The sequence below is a fragment of the Haloarcula vallismortis ATCC 29715 genome, from assembly GCF_000337775.1.
In the GTDB taxonomy this organism is placed as follows: domain Archaea; phylum Halobacteriota; class Halobacteria; order Halobacteriales; family Haloarculaceae; genus Haloarcula; species Haloarcula vallismortis.
The window spans coordinates 90,191-108,798 of the sequence record NZ_AOLQ01000009.1 but is presented as its reverse complement, the minus strand read 5'-3'; the positions used below and the strand labels follow the sequence as shown (position 1 = coordinate 108,798).

Below are 18,608 nucleotides of genomic sequence, written 5' to 3'. Positions count from 1 at the left end.
TTACCCCATCGCGGCTTCGATCTTGTCGGCAAGATACACCGCAATAGGGACCGGCTCTTCCTCGACAAAACGGGCGATCTCCTCGCCGTCGTGTTCGACGACGACGGTCGGAATCAGTTCGATGTCGTACGCCTCGACCTGTGGGCCGGTCTTCGAGCCGTCGTCTTCCTTCTCGACTGGGAGGTGGTGGATTTGCTCGGCAGGAACTCCGGCGGCTTTCAGGGCCGCCCCGAAGTCGGGAAGCTGGGCCCGACAGTCCTTACACCAGTCGCCCCCCCAGATCTTATACTCGAACTCGTCGGCGTAGCGTGTGAGAACGTCGACAGTGTCGGCGTAGGCGTCTTCGACCCACACCGGATTCGGCTCCATGGTTTCGAGCGTCTGACTCATAGCTGGCTGTATGTCGTCAGGGGGCTTGAAATCCCCGGCCGTGAATTTACCGTTTCAGACCGCCATCGGCAGGTACATCGGTGTTTCAGCCGAGACAAGGGGACAGACGCGCTATCGGTCGACTGGAACGGTCGTCCGAATGTCCTGCGACGAGCGGCCGATCTCGACGGTGTACGTTCCGGTGTCGACCGTCCACCCGGAGTCGGAGGCGTACCGCGAGAACGCCAGATCGTCCAGCGTCAGTTCCACCGTCTGCCGTTCGCCGGCGGCTAGCTGCACAGCCTCGAACCCAGCGAGTTCGCGCTCCGGGCGGTCGCCTCCTTCGACGGACGGCGGTCGGACGTAGGCCTGAACGACCTCTCTACCCGGCCTGTCGGCGACGTTCTCGACGGGGACTGTGACCGTCTGCTCGGCCGTGGCTTCGGCATCGCCGTACTCGAACGTCGCATACGAATGGCCATGGCCGAACGGGTAGGTCGGGTCCGCGTCTCCGTCGTCGAAGTGCCGATAGCCGACAAAGACGCCCTCGTCGTAGTGGGCTTCGTCGTCGACGCCGGGGTAGCGGCGTTCGTCCCCTGCGGTCGGGTACTCGCTTTCCGGTGCGAACGTCACTGGCAGCCGGCCGCTTGGGTCGCAATCACCGTAGAGGACGGCCGCCGCTGCATCGCCGTCAGCCTGTCCGGGATACCACTGTTCGAGGACCGCGGCTACGTCCTCCCGCCACGGGAGTTCCACGGGGCCGCCAGACCTGACGACGACCACAGTGTTCTCGTTGGCGGCGGCGACGGCCGAGACGAGTTCGTCCTGCTGGCCCGGGAGCGCCAGTGAGTCGCGGTCCCGTGCCTCCGTCGTCGCGTCGCGGACGAACACGACGGCAACGTCGGCGGATTCGGCGGCCGTGACGGCATCGTCGAGTGACGGCTCCCGTTCGGCGGTGTCCGCGGCCGCCTTGTCGGCGTCCTCGTCCTCGCCGACAAACGGCAGCAGGTCAAACAGCGAGACGGACTCGATCTGTGGGACGCCAAACGCCGTCGTGACTGCGCCCTCGGCGCGAGATTCGACCCCTGCAATCGGGGTAACCGAGTGAACCGGCGTCGTCTCGGAGGAGCCCCCACCGCCGAGTTTCGGCTCGTCGATGTTCGGCCCAATAACGGCCACGTCCGCGCCGTCGTCGAGTGGCAGGACACCGTCGTTGTCGAGCAACACGGTCCCGCGGGCCGCCACGTCAGCGGCAATCTCCCGGTGCCGCTGGCTGTCGAGTTCACCCGCCTGACCGTCGCTGTTACCGCCTTCGGCGGCAGTCCGGCCGCCGTCAAGTCGCCCGAAGCGGTCCATCTGTCCGAGAATCCGCCGGGCCATGTCGTCCAGTCGGCCGGCTGGAACATCGCCATTGTCGATGGCCTCTGCGAGCGGATCACCGAACAGGCCCGCGTGCGTCGCGTCCGGGATGCCGTCCGGCCACTCGACGGTGTCGCCATCGGCGGTCTCGTCGGCAGCGGTGTCCTCGGCTCCGGGGGCTGCCACGCCGGGCATCTCCAGGTCCATGCCTGCGTTGGCCGCACCGACGGTACTTTCCAGTCCGTACCAGTCCGAGACGACGTAGCCGTCAAACCCCCACTCACCTTTGAGCACGTCGCCGATGAGGGGCTCGTGGTCGCTCATGTGCGTGCCGTTGACCCGGTTGTACGCCGTCATTACCGACCCGACGCCGGCGTCGACGGCCGCGCGGAACGGCGGGAGATACAGTTCCCGGAGCGTCCGCTCGTCTACTTCAGCGCTGACGGTCGTGCGATGGGTCTCCTGATTGTTGGCGACGAAGTGTTTCACCGTCGCAACAACCTCCTCGGACTGAATGCCGTCGACGAGACTGGCCCCGATGGCCCCGGCGTGGACCGGGTCTTCGGAGAGATATTCGAAGTTGCGACCACAGTGCGGAGCCCGGATGATGTTCACACCGGGCGCGAGCAGCGCGTCCTGTCCGAGCGCTGTCGCTTCACGCCCCATCGCCGCTCCCTGCCGCTGGGCCAGGTCAGTGTCGAACGTCGCCGCCGTCGCAATTGACGCGGGAAAGGCGGTCGCATGGTGACCCTCTGCTCGGATGCCAAGCGGCCCGTCGACGAGACGAAACGGCGGAATCCCGGCCTCGTCGACGCCAGAGATGTATCCCGTTGCTGTGCCCTTCGGGTCAGTTGCGCCACGAACGAGCGCGAGTTTCTGCGTGCGGGACAGTTTTGCGAGTAACGCATCGATGTGGTCGGCGTCGGTCATACCGAAGTTCACGGCCGGGCGGGCCTTAGAGTGTCGACTGGCTACGACGCCATCTCGGACGGTTGGGCTGACTCCGCACTCAGCCCGGAGACGACGAGTTTCGCGCCGCCTGACCGGCTTTCTGTCATCTCGACGTCCCAGCCGTGGGACTCGATGACGTGCTGGACGATGGCCAGTCCGAGGCCGGTCCCTGACTCGGAGCTGGTGACGCCGTGCGTGAATATCTCCTCTCGTTTCTCGGGTGGGACACCGGGACCGTTGTCGCTGATTGTGAACCCCTCGGGAGTGGCGTCGACGCGTATCGTCACTCCTGCGTCATCCCGGCCCACATTGTCGTCGGCCCCGGGCCGACCGCCTGTGGAGCCATGCTCCACGCTGTTCCGAACCACGTTCTCGAACAGTTGCAGGAGCTGGTCGCGGTCGCCGATAATCTCTCTGTCGCCGTCAATCTGCAGCGTCGCCTCGCCGGTGTCGACGTGACCCCAAGCCGCCTTCGCCAGCGCCGAAAGGCGTATCTCGACCCGGTCGGTCGTCTTTTCGTCGCGGGCAAAGGCAAGCACTTCGTCGATGAGGTTGCTCATTCGTTCGTGGGCTTTCTCGACGCGGTCGAACTCCTCGGGGTCGTTACGTTCCCGCGCCAGCGCCAGCCGGCCGGAAGCCACGTTCAGCGGGTTCCGCAGATCATGTGAGAGGACGGCGGCGAACTGGTCAAGCTGCTGGTTCCGGCGTTCGAGTTCTCGCTCCCGCTGCTTTTGCTCGGTGATTTCGTGGACGAGAAAGACGCGCCCGACCAGCGTATCGCGGGAGTCGTACAGCGGCGTGAGCTGGATGTCGAAAAACCGGGCGGTCCGCTCGATGACGGCCTGTGTTTCCTCGGTGTCGTCGTTGAGACCGCGGTACTTTTCGAGCAGGTCAGGCGACGTTTCGAGCGCGGCCGTGACGGACTGGCCGACGAGAGTGTCGTCTCCGAGCAGTTGACGGCCGGTGTCGTTGGCTTCGAGTATCCTGTCGTTCGTGTCGACGACGAATACAGCGCTGTTGAGCGACTCGACGACTTCCCGGTGGGCGACCGGCGAGATGTCCAGCAGTCGTCCCCTGAAAAACGCCCACGAGAGAGTGACCCCGGTTCCCGCCAGCAGCACCGGTGTGAGTTCGATGCTGGTGTCACCGAAGATGCTGAGGACGCTCCCGAACCACGGGAGGGCGATGGCCAGCAGAACGGCGTACACCTGCTTTGCGTAGAGGTCGCCGGAGTCGAGCGCGTAGTGAACGATGAGTGCACTCGAAACGGCGATAAGGGCATACGCGTACACGAGATGGCCCCAGAACACCGGCCCGCCGGCGATTTCCCAGCCGTATATGCCCGTTCCCGTCGGACCTGACACGGTGTATATTAGCCCGTCGGGGCCGGCAAGCAACGCGGTGAAGAACACGATGGGCTCGACGCTCAGAAGTGCGTAGGTCCACCGATTGAGATACCGGTCGCGGTTGGTGTATGCCAGAGAGAACACGAACAGACCGGCTATCGCAGGCATTACACCGACGTACAGGCCATATGCGAAGAGAAGGGCCATGTCGGTCCCGCGTGTCAAGACGCCGACCGCGACACAGAGGTCCCATATCGAGAGCCCAGCCAGCAGCACCGCGAGCGCGGTCCCGCCGGTGTAGTCGCGCCGCCCCCACGCGTACACCGACAGCGTCCCAAGGACAACGGCCACAACGAGCAGAAAAAAGGCGTACGCAACGAGCAGCGTGACCATTACTGAACAATCCGGTTCAGCGAGTAAATGGGTTCCGCCCAGTTCGAGGGATTTACCCACTCGCTCGGCATACCGGCGGGTATGCCTGTCGACAAGCAGGAGTTCGACGAGATACTGTCGTTCGAACTCCACGAACCCGCCGATATTCTCGACGCTGACAAACTGTACACCATCCCGGAAATCGCCCGTCTCCTGCAGGGACTTCCGGCGGATGCCGAACTCAACGAAGCCAACGAGTCGGTGTTCATCGACTGGGCGATCCCGTGGATGATATACAACCAGGACGGCCTCGTGATCGCCGACCCGCAGGACGACGATGTCGTCGGGCTGTACGGTCTTGCCGAGTCATGAAGCTCCTCGTCGCCGGCAGCGACCGCGTCGACGCGGGCAAGACCACGTTCAGCGTCGGCCTGCTTTCCCGGACCAGCGCACAGGGGTTCAAGCCCAGAGCGGGCAACAACTACTGGTTCGACCACGATGACTACGAGCGAGCGACGACTGACGGGCGGCTGTACGGCAAAGACGCCAAGCGCCTCGCGGCCGCGTCACCGGGCGATGTCGCCCCGGAAGAGATCAATCCGATTCACCGCCTGTGGCATCCCTCGCCGGGGGCCAAGACGGGCCTGCTCGGGAAGGAGAACCAGCAGTTCGTCGTCGACCGGGTCGGCCGGCCGAGTGCCGAAACGGGCGTCGAATACGTCGTCAACGGTACCATCGACCTGCTGGAGTCTGTTTCCGACCGGCTCCCGCTTGCTAACGCGCCACGGGTCACCTCGGTGGCCGACTTCAACGACCTGATGCGGGTAATGCACGTCGAGGCGCTGGATTCGCTCGCCACGGATATCGAAGCGACGGACCGGGCGGTCGTCGAGTCCTACGGCGACGTGGCCCGGCCGCTGTCGGGCATCGAACCGGACGCCGTCGCCGTCGTCGAACCGGGCCGAGCGCGCATCTACGACGGCGACCGGTACGCCAAGGCCTGTCAGATTGCCACCGGCGGCCCCGGCGACGGCCAGCTGGAGGAGCGGGTGCCAAACGTCGTCGACCTCATCGAGCAAGTCGCCGCGGTACGCCTGCCCGCGCTCGACAGTGAACAACGGAGCGACCCGGCGGCCGTTGCCGATGCGTACGACCACGCATACGACGCGCTGCTGGCCTGTGCGTTCGACTGAAAACTGTTCGGTTGGCTGTGCCCTCAGAACTTCGCGGCCTGCAGCGCCAGTTCGATATCCTGATACGGTGCGTCGGTGACACTCGGCCCGTGACCGGTATGCATCTCCCGTAAGCCTTCGTCGACAATCGACAGCACCCGCTCGATGCTGTCGACGAGCAGGTCCCGGTCCCCTTCGTCGAGGTCGGTCCGGCCGAAACTCCCGTTGGCGAACACAAGGTCGCCGGCGAACAGGACACCAGCCTCGTCCGAGTAGAAGCAGAGATGGTCGTTCTTGTGGCCGGGCGTGTGCAGCGCCCGGTAGGCGTGGTCGCCGAGCCGTATCGTTTCATCGTCGGCGATAGCGTGCTCGATGCCGTCCTGCTCAGTGTCGTAGCCGTACACCGGCACGTCGAAGGCCTCGACAACGCTGTCGAGGTTCTCGACGTGGTCGTAGTGGGTGTGGGTGACGGCGACAGCGTCGATATCGTCGACGTGTTCTTCGACTGCCGCCACCACGTCGAACTCGTTGCCGACGTCGACCAGAACGGTTCGGTCCCCAGGGACGAGGAACACGTTGCTCGTGAAGGCCTGCTGTCCACGGGCGAGATTTCGAATCATTACCCGCCTATTGACCGTCGTCCCGGATGTGGGTATCGTTCTGTCACCGACCGAGACGCGCTGCACGCCCGCACCCACAGGGCTATGTATATGGATATGCAAACGAGGGATAGTAGAACATTATGTCAGATTCGGACCTACCTGTGGTGCTTATCGTCGAAGACGAACCAGATGTTGCCGAGACGTACAAACTGTGGCTGCAACAGGAGTACGAGGTCCGCATGGCACAGAACGGTGACGAGGGCCTGGAGCAACTGGACGCGGATGTCGACGTGGTGCTGCTCGACCGGATGATGCCGGGGCTGTCCGGCGACGAAGTACTGGAGCGCATCCGTGAGCGTAACCTTGGCTGTCGGGTGGCGATGGTCACCGCCGTCGAGCCGGACTTCGATATTCTGGAGATGGGCTTTGATGCATATCTCTCGAAGCCGATTCGGAGCGAACAGCTCCATGAAACGGTCGACAATCTGCTGGACCGCTCCGAGTACGACTCTCTGCTACAGGAGTACTACGCACTCGTCGAGAAGCAGGCGACGCTGGAAGCGACGAAGTCGAGCGCGGAACTGGCGGAGAGCGACCAGTACGACGAACTGACCCAGAGAGTCACAGAGATGCGAGACGACCTCTCGGACACACTCGGTGGCATCGAAGACGACTCCGATTTCATCGCAACGCTTCGCGGACTGAGCGACGATGAAGACAACTGAGCGACAAACAATGTATGATCTCACATCAGTACTAGAGTTCGATGCGCTCAGTGAGGTCCGGCCGGGGTCCAGCATCCTGATCTCCGGCCCGGCAATGAGCGGGAAAGACCGACTCGCATACGATATTCTGGCCGACGGGCTACGCGAGGGGGACGGCGCGGTGGTCGTGACGACCGGCGACGGCGCGGGCAGCGTCGTCGAGGAGTTCCGGTCGCTCGTGCCCGACCTCGACGACTCCCAGCTCGGTGTCATCGACTGCCGTGGCGAGGGTGGCACGGACGAGGACGCAATCGGGAACGCCCACGTCCATCACGTCTCTTCGCCCGGCGACCTCACCGGCATCGGTATCGGCATCACGAAGGCGCTGGAGGGGCTCCACAACGCCGGCAACGAACAGGGCCGGCTGGCCCTCGTGTCGCTGTCGACGATGCTGACCTACACGGACAAGAAGACCGTGTTCAAGTTCTGTCACGTGCTGTCCTCGCGGCTGGACTCCGCGGGCTACATCGGCGTGTTCACCATCGACTCAGGAGCCCACGACGACCAGACCCTGCAGGTCATCAAGCAGGCCTTCGACGGGATGATCGACGTGCGCGACGCCGAGGGCGGCGGTCGCGAGGCCCGCGTGCTCGGCCTCGCCGGCGAGCCGACAGACTGGCAGGATATCTGAGCGCGCAGCCATCCACAGGTGGTCCAGACGCCTTGCCGGTCCGGGAAGGAAGTATTTTGCCGCTCCGGGCCACCCACCCGATATGGACGTAAAGCTGCTCGAAGCCACAGACGACCCCGAGGATCTTATCTGCAAAGCAGCACGCAACGACTACAGTGACACCTCCGTCGGTAGCCAGTCGTTCGAGGCGACGATGGCCGAGGTCGACGGGGACACCCTCGACGATAAAAAGGAGACGCTCATCGGGCATCTGCTCGACCACGGCCACTTTGGCCCCTTCGAACACGCGCAGGCGACCTTCGCCGTCGAAGGCGTCTCGCGCTCCTGTATGGCCCAGATCACGCGCCACCGACACGTCTCCTTCGACGTCCAGTCGATGCGGTACGTCTCCTTCGACGACGTGAATCCCGAGGCCGTCCGCGAGGGCGAGTTAGTCGTGACACCGCCGTCCGCAACAGACCCGGACTGGATCGGCCGGAATCAGCAGAAGGCCAGCCTCTCAGACGAGGAGTTCGAGAAACGAAGCGAGGTATTCAAAGACACCATCGAGCAGGCGGTCGAATCGTATCAGGAACTGCTCGACCTCGGGATGCCGCCGGAAGACGCCCGGTTCGTGCTGCCAATCGGGACCAAGGTGAACATCGTGATGTCGATGAACGCCCGGATGCTGATGCACGTCGCGGATATGCGAGCGGCGGCGGACGCACAGTGGGAGATCCGAGAGATGACCGAGGAGATGCTTGACCTGGCGGCCGACTGGTGTCCCAAGACCTTCGAGTACTACGAGCAGGAAATGAAGGGACGCAAGAACCGGCTCGCGCCCTGACAGCTCCGGCGCTACTCGAGCGGTTCCGGATGGCTGTCGCCGGCCGTTCGCACCGACGGTTGTTGAATCGACCCTAATACTCACAACGGCAATAGCAAGACACAAATCCTTTTCTTGCGTAACCGGACGGATTCCAGAGTATCAAAAGACGAAACGAGTACGACACATTCATTACCACACATCCTAGATGAACAATCGTGTCTTACGAGGTTGAACGTCCCACCCGTCGGTCGGGAACTGCGTCTGATGTGATGTGTGCTGTCGACGATGTCGACGGCCAGCAGCGGTTCGTCATCGCCGATATTGCTCACGATGACACCTGGATTTCGATGGTAGCGGACGAAACCTGCACACTTACGGCCTGGCGATAACGGACGACCACCGGCTGAAAAGTTTTTGTTGGCTGCTCTGTGACGTTGGAGTATGGAATACGACGATATGCTCAACCGGGCGATGGAAGAAACGCCCGAGATCGACGGCACAAGTGAACGGTTCGAGGTCCCGGACCCGGATGTCCGACAGGAGGGGAACGTCACCGTCTACGAGAACTTCCAGTCGACGTGTTCCCGGCTCGGACGCAAGGACGACCACGTGATGAAGTTCCTCCAGAACGACCTGGGAACGAGCGGCCACATCGACGAGAGCGGCCGGGCGCGGTTGACCGGCGATTTCGACGCCGACCGTATCGAGGCGTCTATCGACGAGTACGTCGACGAGTTCGTGCTCTGCTCGGAGTGTGGGCTGCCGGACACGCAACTGGAACGGGAACAGGGCGCGCTGTTGCTCCGCTGTGAGGCGTGTGGCGCACGCTCGGCGACGAGCGAGTAGTTACTGCAGCCCTTTCAGCGTCTGCAAGTCGTTTTCCGTGCGGGTGAAAACAGCGAGCCGGTGGCTCGCGTGACAGTTCGGGCAGTGGAACGTCGTGTCGTGTCGCGGCAGATCCGTCGGCGTCGACTCCCAGTCTTTCTTACACTCAGGACAGAGCAATCGCACGTACGCTTCCTCCATGTATGTTACTCACACACATACCCAGTGATAAAAAGCCTTGTCGTCTCCCCAGTAGTCTGCCTTCACCCGAGCATCAGGCCGGAAGGTCCTCGGCTTCGAGGAGTTCTTTGTACCGATTTCGGATCGTCACTTCGGAGATGTCGGCCACGTCGCTGACCTGACTCTGTGTGACCTTCTCGTTGGTCAGCAGGGCGGCGGCGTAGACAGCCGCGGCGGCGATGCCGACCGGTGATTTACCGGAAAGCATCCCGGACTGACGGGCGCCTTCGACGAGGTCACGGGCTTGTCGCTGCGTCTCCTCGCTGAGTTCCAGATCGGAGATGAATCGCGGGAGGTAGTGCTCCGGGTCCGCCGGCTGGACTTCGAGGCTGAGTTCCCGGACGATGTACCGGTAGGTCCGTGTGAGCTCCATCTTCTCGACGCGGGAGACGCGGGCCATCTCGTCGAGCGACCGGGGGTTCCCGGCCATGCGAGCGGCCGCGTACAGTGCGGAGGTCGCGACGCCCTCGATGGACCGGCCCGGGAGCAGGTCGTCACCGAGCGCGCGGCGGTAGATGACGCTGGCCGTCTCGCGGACGTTCTGGGGAAGCCCCAGTGCGGAGGCCATCCGGTCGATTTCGCCCAGCGCCTGCTTGAGATTACGCTCCTTGGAATCGCGGGTGCGGAACCGCTCGTTCCAGGTCCGGAGCCGCTGCATCTTCTGGCGCTGCTCACTGGAGAGTGAGCGGCCATAGGCGTCCTTGTTCTGCCAGCCAATGTTCGTTGAGAGGCCCTTGTCGTGCATCATGTTCGTCGTCGGCGCGCCGACGCGGGACTTCCGGTCCTTCTCTGCGGAGTTGAACGCCCGCCATTCCGGCCCCCGGTCAATCTCGTCCTCTTCGACGACCAGTCCACAGTCCTCACAGACTGTTTCGCCGTGTTCGGTGTCCGTAACGACGTTGCCACTACATTCGGGACAGGTCTCTACAGCTTCCTGTTCCGTCGATTCGGTTATTTTTTCCTCTCGTTCTCGTGTGTTTGTCCGCGTTGTTGATTCACTCATGATTGGGAGTCCTGTTCTGCCGGGTGCAGAAATCTTAAGACCGTTTGGGGAATTGTCTTACCCTATAGTTAGTCCGAAAAGTATATAAATCTTTCGCCGACTTTTCGAGGGAATCGGCAGACAGCGCCATGATAGAGAATGGCACGCCTAATTGCTTTCGTATATATGTCTGGCGGTTGTCGCCGCCTGCCGCCCACGGCGCACGCTCGGTGCGGGCCGCGTGTTGTCGTCGATTCTCCGATGGACTGCCGGCCCCCACCGCGGGACTGCTGCCCCGTGAAGCGAGACGACGGACCGGCCCCGGAGTCGTCAAAACAACGGGAGTCGGAGTGTGGTTCCGCACACCGTGGAGGGGTGATGTGGTATAAAAAACGATGTTACCAGTTGACACACTTTGGCTACAGCTACGTACCAGATACAAACACAGCAACGGCGGTACCTTCCGGAGAGCCGTCCCGACGACCCCTCAGTCGAGGGTGATCCACGTCAGAAACACCAGCCCGGCGAGTTCCAGTAGGGCGACGAACGTCATCGCGCGACCGGCAACAGGGGCGGCGCTTCGCAACAACACGGCGACCTGTGGGTCGAGGACGTAGTAGTAGACGGACAGGCAGTTCTCGGCGAGCAACAGGAGCCCGAAGACAGTCAGTCCGAGCGCGTGTTTCGAGTTCACTTCCAAGTAGTTCCGGATCCAGACCGACAGCAACACGAGCAAGACGACGACGTTGAGCGCGGATGCGACGCTCGCGGCGGTCATCCAGACTGCCATCTGTACCCCCCTGTGTCGTGTAGTGAAAGTCCGTATTCAGCCATTGTCACTCTATCTCCGCGATGATTTCCTCGATGGTGTCCCAGTACTGTTCGGTCCGGTCGGTCAGCGTGTAGACGGAGCCGTAGTCGCCGCCGGTGTTGTCGACGACCCCGTTGTCCATCAACACGTCGAGGTGATGACGGACCGTCTTGTAGTCGAGGTCGAGGTCCTCCGCTAACTGGTTAGCGTTCCGAGGCCGCTGCTCAAGGGCTTCGAGGATACGAGCTCTGTTCGGCCCCCCGCGGGTCCCGGAGAGAACGTACCAGAGGACACCCTCCATCACTGTCCCACACTCTCCGTGTGTAGGTATATCCACTGGCCGACCGAACGGACGTTGCCTACGAGCGTAGCCGGGGTGACTAGGCGTCAACGGTCGCCGTCGGGGACCCGGACCGTCCTGCCCCAGTCGGGGACAGTCGTCGCAGGGCGGCAGTTCCGGCCGTCGCGCACGCGCCCAAAATGTATCAGTGATCCTGCCTACGGCAGCAACACACCGTTGATGGCGTGGATGAAGCCGTTCGAGGCCTCGATGTTCGTCGCCTCGGTGATGATGTCCGCCTGGTCACCGTTGAGGTTCGTGCCGTCTACGTCGATTGTCGCCCCGTTGAGTGTCGGGAGCTTTGACGAGGCGGTGACGGAGGCGGCGTTGCGTCGCCCGGGAATCACATGGTACAGCAGTATCTGTGCGAGGTCGTCTCTGGCGAGAAGGTCCTCTTTCGAGATACCGAGGTCGTCCAGTAACTGTTTGAACGCCTCGTTCGTCGGCGCAACTACTGTCAATTGCCTGTTGCCGCCGAGCGCCCCGACGAGCTCTGCCTCGGCCAGCGCGTCGACCAAGATGCTAAATCGGTCGTCATTCGAGGCCACGTCGGCGATCGTCTCGCCCTCACTCGGCGGCTTGGCGCTGGCGGCACCGACGCCACCGACCGCGACTGCTGTTCCGGCACCGATACTCCGCAGGACACTGCGTCTGGTCTCTTTTATGGAAACCCAGCATATTCGGAGGACTGTTGACACTTAACCGATTGCCGAACTGAGACCCAAATTAGGCCATAGTTTCAGACAGTGAACAGGTGGCCCTCAGTCGGCACGTCGAAGAGTCCGATGCGTGCGCCCGCGTCCAGCCACGCGTGCCCGTACGAAAACGACGCCAGCGCGTTCACGAGGTCGTCGTCGTCTCGAAAGTGACGCCCATCTTCAAGATACGACGACGCCATCTCCTCACAGTCCAGAGCGGCGTCGTGCATCGGTGTCCCCTCAGGCGGCGCGACTGATGCCGCATCGAGTGCCTCCGCAAGCAGTCCCTCATACCGGTCGGTCTTCTCTTCGAGATCGGCGGCCATACCCTCAACGAGCGGTGGCAGCGGCCTAAGCATGTCGTCACGGTTCGAGTTCGGCACACGACAACACAAGCTAAATACGGCCCGGTAGTCTAACTTGGCTAATGACAGAATCGGTCGAACACCGACGACTCATCGTCGCTGGCACGGGCGCAGCGGGACTGACAGCGGCCATCTACGCCGCCAGAAGCAACAACGACCCACTCGTTTTAGAAGGCGATGAACCGGGTGGACAGCTCACGCTGACCAGCGAAGTCGAGAACTTCCCCGGCTTCCCGGAGGGCCTCTCCGGACCGGACCTCATCAACAACATGAAAGAGCAGGCCCAGCGCTTCGGCGCTGAACTCGAACACGGTATCGTCGCCGACATCGATGACAGCGAGCGGCCGTTCCGCGTGGAACTGTCGAACGGCGACGTCTACACCTGCGACGCATTTATCGCCGCCTCCGGAGCCAGCGCCCGGACGCTAGGCGTCCCCGGCGAGGACGAACTGATGGGCTATGGTGTCTCGACGTGTGCGACCTGCGACGGCGCGTTCTTCCGCGGCGAGGACATGCTCGTCGTCGGCGGCGGCGACGCGGCCATGGAGGAGGCCCACTTCCTCACGAAGTTCGCCGACACCGTCTACATCGCACACCGCCGCGAGGAGTTCCGCGCCGAGGACTACTGGATTGACCGCGTCCAGCAGAAGGTCGACGAGGGCGAAATCGAGATTATGCGGAACACCGAACTGCTGGAGATGCATGGCTCGCCCGAAGACGGGGTCGACCACGTCACGCTTGCGCGGAACGACGAGGGCTATCCCAGCGAGAAGCTCGACGAAGACGGGACCGAGACCTTCGACTTCGACGTGGGGGCTGTCTTCATAGCTATCGGCCACACGCCCAACACCGACTATCTGGAAGACACCGGTGTTGAACTGGACGACACTGGCTACATCGTCGCGAAGGGCGGCAAAGGCGGCGGGCAGACCGCCACCGATGTCGACGGTATCTTCGGCGCCGGCGACGTTGTCGACTACCACTACCAGCAGGCCGTCACCGCCGCTGGGATGGGCTGTAAAGCCGCTATTGATGCCGACGAGTACCTCGAATCAGCGGCCGAGGCTGCCGCCGAGGCGGAGTCCGAAGCCGCTGCGGAAGCCGACGACTAAGGCACTGCCTTCTCCGTTCCCACATCCACAGACCCTTTAGGATAGCCCCCGGAGTCAATGGCATGGCAACCGACACTGTCACGCTGACTATCGAAGACGGCGAGGAGACCGACGAACTCACAGTCCCGAGCGAACTCGTGGATATCCTTCGGGAGTCACCGGACGAGACGGACCCGCAGGTCGTCGGCGACATCGCGATGTTCGGCATGACCCAGCGGATTCACAGCGCTGTCCACCACGCTCAGGGCGAACCGGACGAGCAGATTGTCGCGCTTGAAGAGGAGACAAGCGAGCTGTTCGAGGAGCGCTTCGGGCAGTCATTCGCAGAGCTGACCGGCCACGACCACTAATTCTGCCGGCCCAGTTCTCAGAACTGCCAGTGGAGGACGACGCCGTCGTCGACCCGGTCGACGCCGGCCAGCTCCGGCTCCGGGAAGTCCTCGATGAAGCCGTCGCCGTCGGCCAGCGTCGGCGCGTCCCGGCCGCCGATGATTTTCGGGCCGACATAGACGAACAGTTCGTCGACCAGCGCCTCCTCTAGCAGGCCAAAGATGAGTTCGCCGCCGCCTTCGACCATGAGCTGGTCGACACCGTCGCCCTCCAACTTTGCGAGCGTCGTCGTGAGGTCGACCTGGTCCTGACCGGCAGCGATGACGTACGCGCCGGCGTCTTCCATTTCCTCGACGAAGTCCGGCGGCGCGGCCTCGCTGACGAGGAGGTAGGTCTGGGCGCGGCCGTCCAACACGGTGGCGTCCGGCGGCGTCCGGATACGGGAGTCGGCGACGACGCGGGCGGGGTTTTCCGGGTCACCGCGGTCGACCCGGGCGGCGCGGCGGTCGGCGTCGTCGACGGTCAGCGAGGGGTCGTCGGCGAGAATCGTGCCGACGCCGACCATCACGGCGTCGCTGTCGGCCCGGAGCTGGTCGACCCGGTCGAAATCGTCCGGTCCGGAGATAGCGATCTGTTCGCGGCGGCGGGAGGAGAGCTTCCCGTCGACACTCATCGCGGCGTTGACGACGACGTGCATACTCGTTCGTGCCGGCGATACGTCAAACGACTTTTGGGTTACGCTCGGGTGGCGGTCGTCTCGGGGCGCTTCGAGAGCTTCCGCACGTCGAGTTTCTTTACCGTGCCGTCGGCGGTTTGCAGCTTCAGCACCGTCTTTTGCAGCACCAGTTCGTCGACATCGAGCGTCGTTTCAGTACTCCAGCCCCGAAGCCGGACCATCCCTTCTTCGTCGATTTCGAGGAACGTGCGAGGCTTGCGCTGAGAGCCCATCGTCCACTCCTCGTCGCCAACGGAGAGTTCCTGCCCGCCGCTTTTCGACCAGCGGAACACGCAAGCGAACTGGTCGCGAGGTTCGTCACCGCGGTCGTGGTCGACACGGGTCCACTGCTCGAAGTCGACCCCGAAATGGGCGGCCCACAGTTCCAGATACTCGAAATCGAACTTCTTCGTGCCGTCGTTGTTCCGACCGCTCCGCCAGATGACGTGGGCCTCCGAGGGCTTCGACCCGAATATACTGCCCATTGTCAGGCCTCCGGATGGCCACGTTCGTTATCATCTCCGATATCTTTCTGCCCGGTTAGTTGAGCATGGCCAAAAATGTAACTAACGGCCGTTTGAAACGCACTAACTCGGTCAGAGGACATATATTGAGAGAGCACAGTATCATAAATAAGAATTTTGGGCGATTTCGAACAGGTGTTGACAGCTGTGTCCGTGACGACTGGCCGAAAACGCTTTTGAGTGCTCCCACCGAATCGTCGGTCGATGTCTCTCGAAGACCATGCCGAGGAGCTCGCCTCCGACCTCGGTGTTGACAAAGAGGAGGTCACACGCGACCTGGAAAACCTCGTGAACTACTCCGTCCCGATGGACGAGGCCAAGCAGAGCCTCAGGCGGAAATACGGCGATGGCAGCTCCGGCAGCGACGGCACGCCGTCGAGCAAGGCCATCAGCGAGGTTTCGACCGACGACTCGAACGTGACAGTCACCGCCGTGGTGCTCACGTCCGGCCGCCGGTCTATCCAGTACAACGGGGAACAGCACGTCATCCGCGAGGGTGAACTCGCCGACGAGACGGGGAAGATATCATACACCGCCTGGGACGGGTTCTCGGGCGACCTCCAGCCCGGCCAGACGGTCCGGCTGGGCAACGCCGGCGTCCGCGAGTGGGACGGCAAGCCGGAGCTCAATCTGGGCGACAGCACCGACCCCGAAGTCGTCGACGAAACGCTCGACATCGACTACGATGTCGGCGGCCGCGCCGCGCTACAGGACCTCGCGCCCGGCGACCGCGGCATCACCGTCGAGGTGCAGGTACTGGAGTGCGAGCAGAAGGTCATCGACGGCCGCGACGGCGAGACGACGATTCTCAGCGGTGTCGTCGGCGACGAGAGCGGCCGGCTCCCTTTCACCGACTGGGAACCCCACGAGGAAATCGAGGAGGGCGCGTCCGTGCGCCTCGAAGAGACGTTCGTCCGGGAGTTCCGCGGCGCACCATCGGTGAACGTCTCCGAGTTCTCAGCGGTGACCGCACTGGACCAGACGGTCGAGGTCGCTGAAGACGCACCACGACTGTCGATCCACGAGGCCGTCGAGAGCGGCGGCCTGTTCGACGTGGAACTGGCCGGCAACGTCATCCAGGTGCGGGACGGCTCCGGGCTCATCGAGCGCTGTCCGGAGTGTGGCCGCGTCATCCAGAACGGCCAATGTCGCTCCCACGGCGCTGTCGAGGGCGAGGACGACCTGCGGACGAAGGCCATCCTCGACGACGGCACCGACACCGTCACCGCGGTGCTCGACGACGAACTGACCGCCCGAGTGTACGGCGGAAACCTCGACGACGCCCGCGAGCACGCCCGCGACGCGATGGACAAAGAAGTGGTCGCCGAGCGCATCAGCGACCGCATCGTCGGCCGCGAGTACGCCGTCCGCGGGTCGCTGTCGGTTGATGAGTACGGCGCGAACCTCACCGCCTCGACCTTCGTCGAGGCCGACGACGACCCGGCGACGCGTGCGCAGGCCCTGCTACAGGAGGCAGACACATGAGCGAATCCGGTGACAGCGGCCCCGGCCGCCGGGAGGTCGCCCATCGACTGTTCGCCGCGGAGTTCGACGACGCCGACTTCTCTTATTCGGAGTCCGACGAGGAGCGAGCGCCGAACTACGTCGTCACGCCGACCGGCGCGCGGGTCAACCGCCTGTTCCTCGTCGGCGTCCTCACTGAACTCGAACAGGTCAACGACGACGTGCTGCGCGCCCGTGTCGTGGACCCGACCGGCCCGTTCGTCATCTACGCCGGCCAGTACCAGCCCGACGAGCTGGCCTTCCTCGAAGCCGCCGACCCGCCGATGTTCGTCGCCGTCACGGGCAAGGCCCGCACCTTCCAGCCCGACGACAGCGACCGGGTGTTCACCTCGGTCCGGCCCGAAAGCATCAGCGAGGTCGATGATGACACGCGGGACCGCTGGGTCGTTCAAGCCGCCGAACAGACCGTCTCGCGTATCGGGCAGATGGCCAGCGCGAAACAGGCCGGCCTGACCGGCGACGAACTCAGACTCGCGCTGGTGGACCGGGGCATCGACGAGAGCGCCGCGGCCGGTATCACGCTCGCGCTGGACCACTACGGCACAACCGGCGACTACCTCGATGCGCTCCGGACGACGGCACTCGACGCCGCCCGCGTCGTCGCCGGCGATACGGACGAGGCGGAAGGGCTGTCGCTGTCACCGGACGACGGGACCGACGACCCGATCCCGCTGCTCGCCTCCCTCGACCTCGACACCGACGTTTCAACGCCGGAGACGACGGCTGACGGGGTCGACGCAGACGCGACGGCCGACGAGCCGGAAATGGAATCGGGAGCCGACGAACCGGAGACTGAGTCCGAAGCCAGCGAGTCGGCCACGGAGACAACGGCTTCCGAGCCGGTGGCTGAGACGACAGAGAGCGACGCGGCCACAGACGAACCGGCGACGGAGACGGCATCTGCGGACGACACAACTGAAACGACCATCGACGAGGAACCGGCAGTCTCGGAAACGCTGTCGGCGACGGAGCCCGAGACCGTCGATACCGAAACTGAAACGTCGACGACGGTTGCGTCCACGAGCGAGCCGGAGCCGTCGTCCGGAACCGACGCTGACGTGAGCAGTGAGGCGGCAGCGGAGAGCGGCTTGGACGCCGACACCACCGAGCCAGAAACGGCCACGTCGACAACTGCAGACAGCGACACGGCGGCGGAGGGAGACGGCGACCTCGGCGAGTTCGATCCGGAATTCGATCTGGACGAGGACGAGCGCGAGGAGATCGAGCAGGAGTACGGTACTGACTTCCAGACGGGGACGGAGGTCGAAGAACCGGGCGAAGCCGGCATCGAGACGCCGGACCCGGAGGCGGTGGCCGACGCGGCAGACGCGGGCACAGAGGTCGACAACGAGCCGGAGACGGAGCCCGCCTCCGCAACCGAGTCAGAGACGGAACCGGAGACAGCGCCAGGAACAGCACCGTCGGCTGAAGAGGACACGGCGTCGCCCGGGGCGGAGACGACCGCAGAACCGGCGGCCGAAAGTGACGAGGATGACGACAGCGGTGCGGAGCCAGCCGAAGACGTGGATCTCGAAGACGCCGCCATGGAAATCATGGACGAACTCGACGACGGCAACGGGGCTGACCGCGAGGAACTGCTGTCGACCGTCGTCGACCGCTACGGGGCCGACGCCGACGCGGTGGCCGACGCCATTCAGGACGCCCTGATGGGCGGTCGGTGTTACGAGCCTGACGACGGAAAGCTCAAGCCAATCTAAACGAACGGCGACTCACAGCCGGTTCCGAGGTCCCTCTGGAACCGAGCCGC

23 protein-coding genes are annotated in these 18,608 nt (G+C 63.7%); 11 read left to right on the top strand and 12 right to left on the bottom strand.

Annotated elements, in window-relative coordinates; all coding sequences use genetic code 11:
- The 3 genes from C437_RS03810 to C437_RS03800 all read right to left on the bottom strand — a co-directional run bounded on the left by C437_RS03810 (nucleotide 1) and on the right by C437_RS03800 (nucleotide 4,418).
- A complete protein-coding gene (locus C437_RS03810; protein WP_004515561.1) occupies nucleotides 1-390 on the bottom strand; it encodes a thioredoxin family protein in 390 nt (129 codons plus the stop codon).
- 111 nt (nucleotides 391-501) lie between these two features.
- Complete coding sequence (locus C437_RS03805) at nucleotides 502-2,658, bottom strand: beta-glucosidase (protein WP_004515560.1); 2,157 nt, start codon at nucleotides 2,656-2,658, stop codon at nucleotides 502-504.
- 41 nt (nucleotides 2,659-2,699) lie between these two features.
- On the bottom strand, nucleotides 2,700-4,418 hold the full coding sequence (locus C437_RS03800; protein WP_004515559.1) for a histidine kinase N-terminal 7TM domain-containing protein: 1,719 nt from the start codon (nucleotides 4,416-4,418) through the stop codon (nucleotides 2,700-2,702).
- Between the two features lie 27 nt (nucleotides 4,419-4,445).
- On the opposite strand from C437_RS03800, the gene C437_RS03795 reads away from it, so the two are divergent.
- Nucleotides 4,446-4,769, top strand: coding sequence for a DUF5827 family protein (locus tag C437_RS03795; RefSeq protein WP_004515558.1), 324 nt, complete (start codon nucleotides 4,446-4,448; stop codon nucleotides 4,767-4,769).
- Nucleotides 4,766-5,590, top strand: a complete 825-nt coding sequence (locus C437_RS03790; protein ID WP_004515557.1) for a hypothetical protein — start codon at nucleotides 4,766-4,768, stop codon at nucleotides 5,588-5,590. Before C437_RS03795 ends, C437_RS03790 begins: the two co-directional genes overlap by 4 nt.
- 23 nt (nucleotides 5,591-5,613) lie before the next feature.
- Here C437_RS03790 and C437_RS03785 read toward each other — a convergent pair whose 3' ends face one another.
- Nucleotides 5,614-6,189 carry an MBL fold metallo-hydrolase gene (locus tag C437_RS03785; RefSeq protein WP_004515556.1) on the bottom strand — a complete coding sequence of 192 codons (576 nt, stop codon included), beginning with the start codon at nucleotides 6,187-6,189 and terminating at the stop codon, nucleotides 5,614-5,616.
- 122 nt (nucleotides 6,190-6,311) lie between these two features.
- Between C437_RS03785 and C437_RS03780 the strand changes: the two genes are divergently transcribed.
- The 5 genes from C437_RS03780 (at nucleotide 6,312) to C437_RS03765 (ending at nucleotide 9,220) form a co-directional block, all read left to right on the top strand.
- Nucleotides 6,312-6,896 (top strand): response regulator transcription factor, encoded by a 585-nt coding sequence (locus C437_RS03780; RefSeq protein ID WP_049919591.1) that lies wholly within the window; start codon nucleotides 6,312-6,314, stop codon nucleotides 6,894-6,896.
- Nucleotides 6,897-6,906: 10 nt separating this feature from the next.
- Nucleotides 6,907-7,566: an RAD55 family ATPase gene (locus C437_RS03775; protein WP_004515554.1), complete on the top strand. Its 660-nt coding sequence runs from the start codon at nucleotides 6,907-6,909 to the stop codon at nucleotides 7,564-7,566.
- Between the two features lie 82 nt (nucleotides 7,567-7,648).
- Entirely contained in the window at nucleotides 7,649-8,392 is a 744-nt protein-coding gene (gene thyX, locus C437_RS03770) for an FAD-dependent thymidylate synthase (RefSeq protein ID WP_004515553.1), read from the top strand.
- 197 nt (nucleotides 8,393-8,589) lie between these two features.
- A complete protein-coding gene (locus C437_RS20310; protein ID WP_154021034.1) occupies nucleotides 8,590-8,763 on the top strand; it encodes a DUF7556 family protein in 174 nt (57 codons plus the stop codon).
- Nucleotides 8,764-8,815: 52 nt separating this feature from the next.
- Nucleotides 8,816-9,220: a translation initiation factor IF-2 subunit beta gene (locus C437_RS03765; RefSeq protein ID WP_004515551.1), complete on the top strand. Its 405-nt coding sequence runs from the start codon at nucleotides 8,816-8,818 to the stop codon at nucleotides 9,218-9,220.
- On the opposite strand, the gene C437_RS03760 is transcribed toward C437_RS03765, so the two are convergent.
- From C437_RS03760 to C437_RS03735, 6 genes are all read right to left on the bottom strand, one after another.
- Complete coding sequence (locus C437_RS03760; RefSeq protein ID WP_004515550.1) at nucleotides 9,221-9,400, bottom strand: DUF7836 family putative zinc-binding protein; 180 nt, start codon at nucleotides 9,398-9,400, stop codon at nucleotides 9,221-9,223. It lies immediately after the preceding gene.
- A 73-nt stretch (nucleotides 9,401-9,473) separates the two neighbouring features.
- A complete protein-coding gene (locus tag C437_RS03755; RefSeq protein ID WP_004515549.1) occupies nucleotides 9,474-10,442 on the bottom strand; it encodes a transcription initiation factor IIB in 969 nt (322 codons plus the stop codon).
- A gap of 466 nt (nucleotides 10,443-10,908) precedes the next feature.
- Nucleotides 10,909-11,211: a hypothetical protein gene (locus C437_RS03750; protein ID WP_049919590.1), complete on the bottom strand. Its 303-nt coding sequence runs from the start codon at nucleotides 11,209-11,211 to the stop codon at nucleotides 10,909-10,911.
- A gap of 46 nt (nucleotides 11,212-11,257) precedes the next feature.
- On the bottom strand, nucleotides 11,258-11,533 hold the full coding sequence (locus tag C437_RS03745; protein WP_004515547.1) for a winged helix-turn-helix domain-containing protein: 276 nt from the start codon (nucleotides 11,531-11,533) through the stop codon (nucleotides 11,258-11,260).
- 197 nt (nucleotides 11,534-11,730) lie between these two features.
- Nucleotides 11,731-12,270, bottom strand: a complete 540-nt coding sequence (locus C437_RS03740; RefSeq protein ID WP_004515546.1) for a fasciclin domain-containing protein — start codon at nucleotides 12,268-12,270, stop codon at nucleotides 11,731-11,733.
- A 41-nt stretch (nucleotides 12,271-12,311) separates the two neighbouring features.
- Complete coding sequence (locus C437_RS03735) at nucleotides 12,312-12,596, bottom strand: DUF357 domain-containing protein (protein WP_004515545.1); 285 nt, start codon at nucleotides 12,594-12,596, stop codon at nucleotides 12,312-12,314.
- 101 nt (nucleotides 12,597-12,697) lie between these two features.
- Between C437_RS03735 and C437_RS03730 the strand changes: the two genes are divergently transcribed.
- Both C437_RS03730 and C437_RS03725 read left to right on the top strand, forming a co-directional pair.
- Nucleotides 12,698-13,747 carry an NAD(P)/FAD-dependent oxidoreductase gene (locus tag C437_RS03730; RefSeq protein ID WP_004515544.1) on the top strand — a complete coding sequence of 350 codons (1,050 nt, stop codon included), beginning with the start codon at nucleotides 12,698-12,700 and terminating at the stop codon, nucleotides 13,745-13,747.
- A 62-nt stretch (nucleotides 13,748-13,809) separates the two neighbouring features.
- Nucleotides 13,810-14,097 (top strand): DUF7545 family protein, encoded by a 288-nt coding sequence (locus C437_RS03725; protein ID WP_004515543.1) that lies wholly within the window; start codon nucleotides 13,810-13,812, stop codon nucleotides 14,095-14,097.
- A gap of 17 nt (nucleotides 14,098-14,114) precedes the next feature.
- Here C437_RS03725 and C437_RS03720 read toward each other — a convergent pair whose 3' ends face one another.
- Nucleotides 14,115-14,774: a 2,5-diamino-6-(ribosylamino)-4(3H)-pyrimidinone 5'-phosphate reductase gene (locus C437_RS03720; protein ID WP_004515542.1), complete on the bottom strand. Its 660-nt coding sequence runs from the start codon at nucleotides 14,772-14,774 to the stop codon at nucleotides 14,115-14,117.
- Between the two features lie 38 nt (nucleotides 14,775-14,812).
- Entirely contained in the window at nucleotides 14,813-15,277 is a 465-nt protein-coding gene (locus C437_RS03715; protein WP_004515541.1) for a hypothetical protein, read from the bottom strand.
- 243 nt (nucleotides 15,278-15,520) lie between these two features.
- Between C437_RS03715 and C437_RS03710 the strand changes: the two genes are divergently transcribed.
- Both C437_RS03710 and C437_RS03705 read left to right on the top strand, forming a co-directional pair.
- Nucleotides 15,521-16,801: a Single-stranded DNA binding protein gene (locus C437_RS03710; RefSeq protein ID WP_004515540.1), complete on the top strand. Its 1,281-nt coding sequence runs from the start codon at nucleotides 15,521-15,523 to the stop codon at nucleotides 16,799-16,801.
- Nucleotides 16,798-18,558 (top strand): hypothetical protein, encoded by a 1,761-nt coding sequence (locus C437_RS03705; protein WP_004515539.1) that lies wholly within the window; start codon nucleotides 16,798-16,800, stop codon nucleotides 18,556-18,558. The genes C437_RS03710 and C437_RS03705 overlap by 4 nt, the downstream gene beginning before the upstream one ends.
- The last annotated feature ends 50 nt before the right edge of the window (nucleotides 18,559-18,608 follow it).